We start from the raw sequence: 10,719 nt of genomic DNA, 5'->3' as shown, positions 1-10,719 counted from the left end.
GTACTTAAGCAATATGACGGTTCAAGGTGTTTAATCTGAAACCAGCCACATATCAGCCTCTTCAAACATTTCCTGAACAGTACGGCTTATCTGTTCCTTCTCATGCTTGCTGGCGTCAGTGTTGATCGCCGGCAGCGTCATCATCGGTTTTACCCAAGTACCAGTATCGGGAAAAGGCGCGGTTTCACACTTATTTCCCTTAGAATTACATCCTTTACATTAGACCTATGAATACAAGATGAAGTGCCACTTATTTGGCTAAAATGCAAACACAAATCTAACTTGGATGTGGTTTTGCGTTATTTTATAACGTTCTTTTCTAATAAAAAACATAAAGAAATATTTGTTTTAGCCGATAATCTGTTTTAACTGTATGTATTTGATTCACGACAGATAGTAGAATGTATGTTGTTACATAGGGTCAGGCATATAAAGAGGTCGGTGTGAAGAATAACCACAATTTAAAACGAATTAAGCCTTATGTGATATCAATCACGTTTTCATTTTTTATTTTTTTTCTCATTGTCTGAGATTTCAATGTATTATATATACAAGGAGAGGATTGCATCATATACAGAACGAGTTTTGAATAGAAGCGTTAGTCTCATTCAACAGATTGATAAAATAAATGATAGTTATGAAATATTTAATGCTTATAGTCCTTGTAGTGAACTACAACTTCATGCTCTAAGAGTGGCCTTATGGCCCTATGCTCTTATAAAAGATATATCATTTATTTCAAATGGTGCAGTCATATGTAGTGCTTTATGGGGAGTGTTGCCAGCACCATTGCTTCTCAATATCTATGATAGAAAAGTTGAAAAGGACAATGTAACTTGGTTTTTTGGTGTGTTACTGGAAAATAATGTAAAAGCTGATTTGCTAAGCAATCAAAAATTAGCCATAACGATTTCACCATTTGCATTTAATAGATTTGTTACAGACCATGAAGAGAAGGGGTTTTCTGCAATTGTAGGTGACAGAGATCATTCGCTTCATTTGTTCAAACTTGGTGAGCAGGTCGATCTTCTTGAAGAGGCTCAGCATGATAAATCCTACCAACTAGGACTTATTACCACGCAAAGCTGTAATAAAAATAATAATATCTGTGTCATGGGGGGAGTTAAATTTCCGTGGATGAGTTTCGATAGTTGGTTAACGATGTTGTTGATTTCCTTTACATCTATTGTGACCGGTGTTCTTCTGGGTGGTTTTTATAATCAAAGAGTTGCACGTAAGCAATCATTAGTTTCAAGATTAAATAATGCGATAAGAAGCGAATCATTATATCTTGTGTATCAACCTATTTATAAAATAAAAACCGGAAAAATTATTGGTGTGGAAGCACTAATTAGATGGGATGATCATGATATTGGTAGCATTCCTCCTGATATTTTTATCCCTATTGCAGAGAAGCATGGTTTAATCCAGGGAATAAGTGATTTTGTATTTCGAATGGCAGTAAAGCAAACCATGTCTCTTTCTGAGGAATTTGATATTTTTATAAGCATTAATGTTAGTTCTCAAGACCTTCTGTCGGAATCATTTCAAGAAAAAGTGTTTCAGATGATTGATGAAACAAATATAAAACCTGGTATGATAATGATGGAGTTAACAGAAAGGCAGAGCGCGGAAATAAATTCCCTCCAAAAGGTTATTTCTTTATTTAATAATAAAGGTATATCAATAGCTATTGATGATTTCGGGACTGGTCATTCAAATTTAAACTGGCTATCAAATTTACAAATAGATGAAATTAAAATTGATAAATCAATTACAGATTCTATCGATGAATGCTCTATAAATAATAATGTATTGTCAGGGTTGGTGGAGATTTTTAAAGATATAACTCACAAAGTCGTTTTCGAAGGTGTAGAAACATCAACTCAGGTGAAATATTTAACTGAAATGTTCCCTGAGTGCGGTGTCCAAGGGTGGTATTACTCAAAGCCACTATCTATAGATAAATTGACAAAATTAGTCGAGGATGCCAATTTGCCTTAACATTTAACACTTTATTTTCATTGTTTTCGCATTCTATATAACACGTGTAACCGCGAGCTATATAAATTTAACTGCAGAAGGATTTTGATATCTTGCCGCATTCAATCTGCGAGTTGGTTCAAAATTGTATGTAATGTCATGTTCGGCTTCATCAGAGAGCTGGCCGAGTTAGGCTTCACGCGTCATTTACTGGGAATATCTTCCACACAGTCTCACCTCTAGGTTGTACTTTGAACTATAGGTTTTAGCTCAGAAAGTGTTGGTATATTAAGTATGGATAAACGCGTAACTAGTTGAATTTTATGAAGTGGAAATATTGTGGATATACCAGCAAGAAAAGTTAAGTTATTGAAAATATTACCAATGAAATCGGTCTCGAAAACCGGAGTAGGGGCAACTCTACCGGGGGTTCAAATCCCCCTCTCTCCGCCACTATTCAAGCACTTGCACGCCTCGCTTTCAACGACAGTTCTCATGGATGTTTTTTTCTTTGAGTATCCTCACAAGTTTATCGTTGTAATGCCTGTGTGATAAAAAAAATACGTTTCGGATAAATAAAAAGCCCGCTTCATATGAAGCGGGCTTGCTTGTTTTTGCGTCAATTAGAATTGGTAGACTAAACCAACGGCAACGATGTCGTCAGTTGCGATACCATTGCTTTCATAGAAGCTGTCGTCTTCATCCAGCAGGTTGATTTTATAATCGACATAGGTGGACATGTTTTTATTGAAGTAGTAAGTCACACCCAGATCAACATATTTGACCAGGTCTTTGTCGACATAACGCCAGTTACCACGACTCACTTCCTGACCACCTAAATCCTTGCCTTTAGACTGCAGGTAAGCGATGGAAGGGCGTAGACCGAAGTCGAACTGGTACTGCGCAACTACTTCAAAGTTCTGGGTTTTGTTGGCGATACCGTAATCACCGTAAGCGGTCATATTGCGAGTTTCTGCGTACATGGCAGCCAAGTAAATATCATTGGCATCATATTTGGCACCCACGGTCCAGGCATCCGCTGTGTCACCGCCTGCATAGCTGTTGGCATGGCTACTATCGCCACGGCCAGCAGCAACCTGATTGTTAGAACGGTCAGAACTGGAGTATGCAGCGCCAAGACTTAAACCGAAGTCGAAGTCATAAGAGGTGGACATACCGAAACCGTCGCCGTTCTCACGTGTCAGGTCCCGACCTTTACCATTACCGGTACCTTCGCCTGAACCACCGTCTTCATTATTGCCCTGATACTGCAAAGCAAAGTTCAGGCCATCAGCCTGCCCAAAGAAGCCTTTATTGCGATAGGTGGCTACGCCGTTGGTACGACCTGTCATATACACGTCGGTTTGGGTGTAGGAGTCACCGCCAAATTCTGGCAGCATATCTGTCCAGGCTTCTACATCGTAGACTACGCCGTAGTTACGACCGTAGTCGAAGGTACCGTTCTGGCCAAAACCTAAACCAGCAAAGGCCAGACGAGTTGCAGAGTTTGCGCCTTCACCTTCAGCAGTATTGGCTTTAATGTTGTATTCCCACTGACCATAACCGGTCAGCATATCGTTAATTTGTGTTTCGCCCTTAAAACCCAGACGGGCATAGGTCTGATCGCCATCGTCGCCAGGGTTATCAGAGAAATAACGCAGACCATCGACTTTACCGTACAGATCCAGTTTATTGCCGTTCTTATTATAGATTTCAGCCGCATTTGCTGCGCCTGCAGCTAATAAAGCAGGGAGAAGCAGTGCCAATACTTTTCTTTTCATTATGTATTCCCTTTGCATGATAATTAAAATGAATATGTAGTACTATCCGAGTGACTACATTTGGATACTATCTATGAAGTTCATTTAATTTAAAATATAACATGTAACAAATGTATTTAAAATATTTCAAAATATTTCTTTTGCATCTTTATATAATTATGCGTGTGTGTTAATTACATTGGTATTCGCCATGTGAATTGTTTTTAATCAGTTAGTTATATGTGTTTATCTATTTATTTGTTATGTGTATTTTATTTGTTTTAGATGTTTGTTTTTAATATTCATATAAATTATTTTTCGATATTGGCGTGGTGGGCTTTATAAATTCATGTGGATTTTATTTTTAGTGCAATAATAAAAGATGATTATGTAATGGGGCGGGCAGTGGTCTGCAATGAAAATTGTTGCTAAGGTGATTTTCTTTCTACAAAGGGAGATAGCATGAAACTGCACGACTGGCAGTCGCGATTTGAAGCCTGGTTAGCTGATAACCATTCTGGACAAGATGCTGCACATGACATCTTTCACTTTCGACGTGTGTGGATAACGGCGCAAAAGCTGAGTACAGATGCAACCGTAGACTGGCTGGTGGTGTTGACCGCGTGCTACTTCCACGATCTCGTCAGTCTGCCAAAGAACCATCCTGAGCGTCATTGTTCGTCGGTACTGGCAGCCAAGGAAACATGTCGTGTTTTGATGCGCGATTTTCCGGATTTTCCACAACAGCGGTTATCGGCAGTGTGTCATGCCATTGAGGCGCACAGTTTTAGCGCAAAAATCGCGCCAGAAACCCTTGAAGCGAAAATCGTGCAGGATGCAGACCGGCTTGAGGCGCTGGGTGCAATTGGTTTAGCGCGCGTATTTGCCGTTTCAGGGGCGTTAGGGGTTGCGCTGTTTGATGCGGAAGATCCGTTTGCCCGAAAGCGTAGCCTTGACGATAAACAGTACGCGCTCGATCACTTCCAGACCAAGTTATTGACGTTGCCGTTGACGATGCAAACCGAACAAGGGAGGCATTTGGCACAACATAATGCGGATTTTTTACTGACGTATATGGCGAAGCTGAGTGCGGAGTTAAAAGGAGAATACGAAATGCTGGATCTTGACGCGATTCAACCCTTTAAAGCGCGCTAGTCGTCAATACGGCTGAAACGTCAACCGTGCTAATTTATGTTAATCTGTCGGTTATCCATTTCTGCCGGTTAAATGTATGCAGGATAATTTTTCAGTAGCAGGCTCCATGAACCCGATGACAGATGAAAACGAGACCGACGTGCAGGTGATGTTGGCCAAGTTGCTTGAAATATATGACGTGAAAACGCTGGTTGCTCATCTGAATGGCGTTGGCGAGAACCGCTGGAGCCCGGCCATTTTTAAACGAGTGGTTGCTAATGAAACATGGCATCGCCTCAGCGACCGCGAGCTCATTCATCTGAATACTTTGTTGCCGAAACCACCTGCGCATCATCCGCATTATGCCTTTCGCTTTATCGATCTTTTTGCCGGTATTGGCGGCATTCGTCGCGGCTTTGAAGCTATTGGCGGGCAGTGCGTGTTTACCAGTGAGTGGAACAAGCATGCGGTGCGCACCTATAAAGCGAACAACTACTGCGATCCGCTCCAGCACAACTTTAATGAAGATATTCGTGATATCACACTCAGCCATCACGATGGGGTGAGTGACCAGCAGGCGGCAGAACATATTCGCCAGCATGTTCCTGAACATGACGTGCTGTTAGCCGGATTCCCTTGTCAGCCATTTTCTCTGGCTGGTGTATCAAAGAAAAATGCGTTAGGGCGGGCACATGGTTTCGCCTGTGATACGCAAGGCACGCTATTTTTTGACGTGGTGCGCATTATCGATGCGCGTCGGCCCGCCATATTTGTGCTCGAAAACGTCAAAAACCTGAAGAGTCACGATCAGGGCAAAACGTTTCGCATCATTATGCAAACGCTGGACGAGCTGGGTTATGACGTAGCGGATGCGGCGGATAACGGCCCGGACGATCCGAAAATTATCGATGGGCAACATTTTTTGCCTCAGCATCGAGAACGTATCGTGCTTGTCGGCTTCCGACGCGATCTGAATTTGAAATCAGACTTTACGCTGCGGGATATTGTCACGCGTTATCCGCCGCGGCGTACCACGCTGGCGGAACTGCTTGAGCCGACCGTCGATGCGAAATATGTACTGACGCCGGTGTTGTGGAAATACCTCTATCGCTATGCGAAAAAGCATCAGGCGCGGGGCAATGGATTTGGCTATGGCATGGTGTATCCCGGTAACCCTGATTGCGTAACGCGCACGTTATCTGCGCGTTATTATAAGGATGGGGCGGAGATCCTGATTGACCGTGGTTGGGATATGGCGCTGGGTGAGAAAGATTTTGACGATCCGCAGAATCAGCGCCACCGCCCACGCAGACTTACGCCCAGAGAGTGCGCGCGTCTGATGGGGTTTGAATCTCCGCAGGGCTATCAGTTCAGGATCCCTGTGTCAGATACCCAGGCTTATCGCCAGTTTGGTAATTCGGTAGTCGTTCCGGCATTTGCGGCGGTGGCCAGGTTGCTGGAGCCGAAAATCAGGCAGGCAGTTGCTATTCGCGAGAAAGAGAATCAGCGTGGCAGACGTTCACGATAAAGCAACACGCAGTAAAAATATGCGGGCGATAGCTACCCGCGATACCGCAATTGAAAAACGCCTTGCCAGCGTGCTGACAGAGCAGGGGGTAACGTTTCGCGTGCAGGATGCGACGTTACCCGGTCGCCCTGATTTTGTGGTGGATGATTATCATTGTGTGATTTTTACTCATGGCTGTTTCTGGCACCACCACGATTGCTATTTGTTTAAAGTCCCCGCGACACGAACGGAATTCTGGCTGGAAAAAATAGGCAAAAATGTCCAGCGCGATGCGCGGGATTGTGAAAAGTTGCAGGTTCTGGGCTGGCGCGTACTGATTGTCTGGGAGTGCGCCCTGCGTGGTCGCGAAAAGCTGGACGATGAAGCGTTATCTGAACGTGTCATCGAGTGGATCTGCGGCGGTGGTGACACCGCGCAGATCGACACTCTCGGTATTCATTTACTGTAACGTTTTTTCCGACGGGGTAGCAACGGCATCCGCTTTAACAGGGAACAGGTATTTCCCCAACGTTACCAACACCACAGCAAACACGATCACGCCGAGCGCCAGCCATTCGATAGGGGCCAGTCTTTCTCCCCCCAGACCGGTACCTAACAGCACGGCAACAACCGGATTGACGTAGGCATAGCTGGTGGCTAGCGCCGGGCTGACATTGCGGATCAGGAACATATACGCATTAATGGCAATAATGGAGCCAAACAGGGCCAGGTAAGCCACCGCCATAAAGCCTGAAAATGTTGGCATGGTGGTCAGTTTTTCCCCGGAGAGTAGCGATGCGCACATCAGCACAATACCGGCGGCTAACATTTCAATGGCTCCGGCCATCATGCCAACGGGTAGGGTAATGCGTGAACCGTACACCGAGCCAAACGCCCAGCTTATTGAACCGATCAGGATCAAAATAGCGCCCCACGGATTGCCACTTAAATTGCCCCCGCTGTTCAGCATGATGATCCCTGCTAGCCCAATCGCTATCCCCAACCATTCCAGCTTGCGCGTTTTGATGCCAAAAAAGTGGCTAAAACACAGCGTAAATAACGGGACGGTGGCGACCACCACGGCGGCAATACCGGAAGGGACATTTTGGTGTTCTGCGACGGTGACCAGCCCATTACCCACAGCCAGCAGCAGGATACCAATTAACGCGGCGTTCAGGATTAGGCGTAAGGGGGGCAGCTTATGCCCACGAATAAGTAAGAAACTTGTTAATAAAATTCCCGCGGAGAGAAAACGTACGGCTGCCATCATTAACGGCGGCCAGCTTTCAACGCCAATGCGAATAACGAAGTACGTGGAACCCCAAATGATGTACAGCGCGAATAGCGCACTGAAAAGCGGTAACAATTGCCTGAAACGCATAATCCCTCACGGTGGAAATAAAAAGGTGCAACATAGTAAACGTCAAAACTATCTTACTGGCGAGATTTATAATTACGTGTTGATGTTAAAAACTTGTTGACCAGAAAGGTCAGTTTCAGCATGGCGTGTTTTACTTCATACTTATGACTGCAAAAAAATAATATTGAGGGTGAAAATTTTGGCAGGAAGTAGCTTACTGACCTTACTCGATGATATCGCCACGCTGCTGGATGATATCTCAGTGATGGGAAAACTGGCCGCGAAAAAAACCGCGGGCGTGCTGGGGGATGATCTGTCGCTTAATGCGCAGCAGGTGTCGGGCGTGCGGGCGAACCGCGAACTCCCGGTGGTCTGGAGTGTGGCGAAAGGATCGTTTGTTAACAAAGTTATTCTGGTGCCGTTGGCGCTATTGATAAGCGCATTTATTCCCTGGGCGATCACCCCCTTATTAATGGTAGGCGGGGCGTTTCTCTGTTTTGAAGGGGTGGAAAAGGTTCTGCATACCCTGGAGGCGCGGAAGCACAAAGAAACTCCGGAAGAACGTCAGCAGCGTCTGACATCTTTGGCGGCGCAGGATCCGCTCACCTTTGAGAAAGATAAAATCAAAGGGGCAATACGTACCGACTTCATTTTGTCTGCCGAGATTGTCGCAATTACGCTGGGTATTGTAGCGGACGCACCCTTGCTGAATCAGGTGTTGGTGCTATCAGGTATCGCGTTAGTGGTGACCGTGGGCGTGTATGGCCTGGTCGGGATTATCGTTAAGCTTGACGACATTGGGTACTGGTTGGCAGAAAAGCGCAGCCTGCTTGCCCAGTCGTTGGGCAAAGGGTTACTGGTGGTTGCCCCCTGGCTTATGAAAACACTTTCTGTGGTCGGCACACTGGCGATGTTTTTAGTGGGAGGCGGCATTGTGGTACACGGAATATCGCCGCTGCATCATGCGATTGAACATTTTGCTCAGCAGCAAAGTACATTGATTTCGCTAATGCTTCCGACCCTGCTTAACCTGGTGCTCGGCTTTATCATCGGTGGGATTGTCGTTTTGCTGGTAAAAGCTGTCGCCAGAGTGCGCGGGATTTCGCACTAATTGTTACAGGACTGATTACGCAAAACGCCTCCTTGTCATCTAAGGTGTAAAGGTTTCTCTTGATACAGGAGGCAGGTATGGTCTTTTCTGTCAGTGAGGAAGTCACCTCCAAAGAGGGTGGCCCACGTATGATCGTTACCGGGTATGCCAGCGGAATGGTGGAATGTCGCTGGTACGACGGCTTTGGCGTTAAACGGGAAGCATTCCGTGAAGATGAACTGGTGGTGCCTGGAGAGCGAAGACAGCTCTCCCAGGATGCCTGAACATTTGGCTCGACCGTAACCTGGTGATCTCTCACCCATTAGTTATATTTATCATTCCGGTGAGAATTATTTACTTGTCAGGCAAAAAAATTGCAGATAAGGTTTGGTTCACATCAGATTTTCTGGTGTAACGAATTTACAAGTGCTTCTTGCATAAGCAAGCTTGATCCCGACCCGATAAGGGCCGGGATTTTTTTCGCCCTCAGTCAGCGATTGATTTCCGACACGCTAAAATCATGGATATCAAGCTCGAACGCATCGGCCAGTTCATGCCATGTATGGTAATCACGCCCGTCAACGCTGACGCGCTCCGGGTCATCCTGGCTGCGATGAATTTCACTCTCGCAGATTTCGTTGATTGCCTTTAGCAGCGCGTCGACATCGACGCTGACTTCACGTTTGGCCGTATCGCTGTACTCTTTCGCGGTTTTCATCCTCATACCTCTCAACCGTTAAGGATACCGGGGGAGCGTACCCAAACATCAGATACGCACAACTTAAGTATAGACCGTCGATAAAACCCGCAATCGCGCGTGTACAGCGCTGCCAGAAAAAGGAATTTGTTCTACACTGGCACAAAGCCACAGGAGGAAAACTATGAAGGTGAATGATCGGGTCACAGTCAAAACGGACGGCGGTCCTCGTCGACCGGGCGTGGTACTGGCAATCGAAGAATTTAGTGAAGGCACCATGTACCTGGTTTCGCTGGAAGACTACCCGCTCGGTATCTGGTTCTTTAATGAATCAGGTCATCAGGATGGTATCTTTGTGGAAAAAGTGGAGTGACATGAGTTCCGCTGTTTGATTCTGACTGGTGGAGTCGCCACCAGTCAGAACGTCTTAGCGCATATTCACAAAGATACCATTGGTGACGTTATCCGTAAGCCTTACAACGTGATAGATAACTTGCTTATTATGCGTTTTAATCTTTCGTTTTATATTCCCCTTATGGGATGACACCGTCTTGGCTTTGATATTCATTTGATCTGATATCTGTATTGTTCCTTGACCCTCCATCCACATACGCAGCATGCTGGATTCGGTTCGACTTAATGATAATGTCGGCAGATTCACATCAATAGCAATATCTACTTCCTTTTTCAGAATATCGCCAAGTAGTTTATCCAGTGAGTCAGGTTTAATCGATTTAGAACTAATCAATAAATTTTTTCTGACGAGTAGATATTCATCAAAATGCACGTTGGCAATTGCCATAAACACAATAAATAATGTGCTGGGATGCTGATTAATGATTTGCTTTATTTGCTGGCTATTAGCAGGATCGTGGATAAAGCAGTCCTCATTAATAAACACCACAGCGGGTTGTTGAGAGACACAGGCGAGACTGAGTTCATCAACGTTGGAAATGTTGTTGATTTCCCTTTTTTTCACTCCCCGACTTACCAGATATCCGGTTAATCCTAGTCGGGTGTAACTGCATAAATCCATAATAATCGTTGACATGGCATACCCTCACTCAATGCGTAACGATAATTCCCCTTACCTGATTATTTCATCACAACTAAACGGAATAATAACGACCCAAGATGACGCTTTCGCTGTTTTTCAGGCGAATTTACTATCCCGTAAAGTTGCGTATA

At 45.0% G+C, this 10,719-nt stretch carries 11 protein-coding genes, 1 tRNA gene and 1 pseudogene; 8 read left to right on the top strand and 5 right to left on the bottom strand.

Going from position 1 to position 10,719, the window contains the following annotated elements:
- Window positions 1-30: 30 nt before the first annotated feature.
- A pseudogene (locus OGY08_RS20365) lies at window positions 31-174 on the bottom strand (DinI-like family protein); the annotation flags it as partial.
- A gap of 411 nt (window positions 175-585) precedes the next feature.
- Between OGY08_RS20365 and OGY08_RS20360 the strand changes: the two are divergent.
- Both OGY08_RS20360 and OGY08_RS20355 read left to right on the top strand, forming a co-directional pair.
- Entirely contained in the window at window positions 586-2,004 is a 1,419-nt protein-coding gene (locus tag OGY08_RS20360) for an EAL domain-containing protein (RefSeq protein ID WP_286566428.1), read from the top strand.
- A 309-nt stretch (window positions 2,005-2,313) separates the two neighbouring features.
- A tRNA-OTHER gene (locus OGY08_RS20355) sits at window positions 2,314-2,436 on the top strand.
- Window positions 2,437-2,606: 170 nt separating this feature from the next.
- Here the strand turns inward: OGY08_RS20355 and ompC are convergent.
- A complete protein-coding gene (ompC, locus tag OGY08_RS20350) occupies window positions 2,607-3,764 on the bottom strand; it encodes a porin OmpC (protein WP_286566426.1) in 1,158 nt (385 codons plus the stop codon).
- A 441-nt stretch (window positions 3,765-4,205) separates the two neighbouring features.
- Here ompC and OGY08_RS20345 point away from each other — a divergent pair, with 441 nt between their 5' ends.
- From OGY08_RS20345 to OGY08_RS20335, 3 genes are all read left to right on the top strand, one after another.
- Window positions 4,206-4,898, top strand: coding sequence for a phosphohydrolase (locus OGY08_RS20345; protein WP_125363757.1), 693 nt, complete (start codon window positions 4,206-4,208; stop codon window positions 4,896-4,898).
- Between the two features lie 76 nt (window positions 4,899-4,974).
- Window positions 4,975-6,405, top strand: a complete 1,431-nt coding sequence (locus OGY08_RS20340) for a DNA cytosine methyltransferase (RefSeq protein WP_079935377.1) — start codon at window positions 4,975-4,977, stop codon at window positions 6,403-6,405.
- Window positions 6,386-6,853, top strand: a complete 468-nt coding sequence (locus OGY08_RS20335) for a very short patch repair endonuclease (protein WP_071445469.1) — start codon at window positions 6,386-6,388, stop codon at window positions 6,851-6,853. Before OGY08_RS20340 ends, OGY08_RS20335 begins: the two co-directional genes overlap by 20 nt.
- On the opposite strand, the gene yedA is transcribed toward OGY08_RS20335, so the two are convergent.
- Window positions 6,845-7,765, bottom strand: coding sequence for a drug/metabolite exporter YedA (yedA, locus tag OGY08_RS20330; RefSeq protein WP_003834062.1), 921 nt, complete (start codon window positions 7,763-7,765; stop codon window positions 6,845-6,847). The genes OGY08_RS20335 and yedA overlap by 9 nt on opposite strands.
- Before the next feature lie 175 nt (window positions 7,766-7,940).
- Between yedA and OGY08_RS20325 the strand changes: the two genes are divergently transcribed.
- Both OGY08_RS20325 and OGY08_RS20320 read left to right on the top strand, forming a co-directional pair.
- Complete coding sequence (locus tag OGY08_RS20325) at window positions 7,941-8,855, top strand: DUF808 domain-containing protein (protein WP_172111214.1); 915 nt, start codon at window positions 7,941-7,943, stop codon at window positions 8,853-8,855.
- 77 nt (window positions 8,856-8,932) lie between these two features.
- On the top strand, window positions 8,933-9,118 hold the full coding sequence (locus OGY08_RS20320; protein WP_003834060.1) for a YodC family protein: 186 nt from the start codon (window positions 8,933-8,935) through the stop codon (window positions 9,116-9,118).
- A gap of 206 nt (window positions 9,119-9,324) precedes the next feature.
- On the opposite strand, the gene yodD is transcribed toward OGY08_RS20320, so the two are convergent.
- Entirely contained in the window at window positions 9,325-9,552 is a 228-nt protein-coding gene (gene yodD / locus OGY08_RS20315) for a YodD family peroxide/acid resistance protein (protein WP_003030417.1), read from the bottom strand.
- 163 nt (window positions 9,553-9,715) lie between these two features.
- On the opposite strand from yodD, the gene dsrB reads away from it, so the two are divergent.
- The gene (gene dsrB / locus OGY08_RS20310; protein ID WP_003030419.1) at window positions 9,716-9,904 is read left to right on the top strand and encodes a protein DsrB; all 189 of its coding nucleotides are present in this window, start codon (window positions 9,716-9,718) and stop codon (window positions 9,902-9,904) included.
- Between the two features lie 54 nt (window positions 9,905-9,958).
- Here dsrB and rcsA read toward each other — a convergent pair whose 3' ends face one another.
- Entirely contained in the window at window positions 9,959-10,582 is a 624-nt protein-coding gene (gene rcsA, locus OGY08_RS20305; RefSeq protein ID WP_003030421.1) for a transcriptional regulator RcsA, read from the bottom strand.
- Window positions 10,583-10,719 lie beyond the last annotated feature (137 nt).

This window comes from Citrobacter sp. Cpo069 (genome assembly GCF_030332785.1).
Lineage (GTDB): Bacteria > Pseudomonadota > Gammaproteobacteria > Enterobacterales > Enterobacteriaceae > Citrobacter > Citrobacter portucalensis.
Note: the sequence above shows the minus strand (reverse complement) of the source record. Positions and strands in the feature narration are given on the sequence as shown.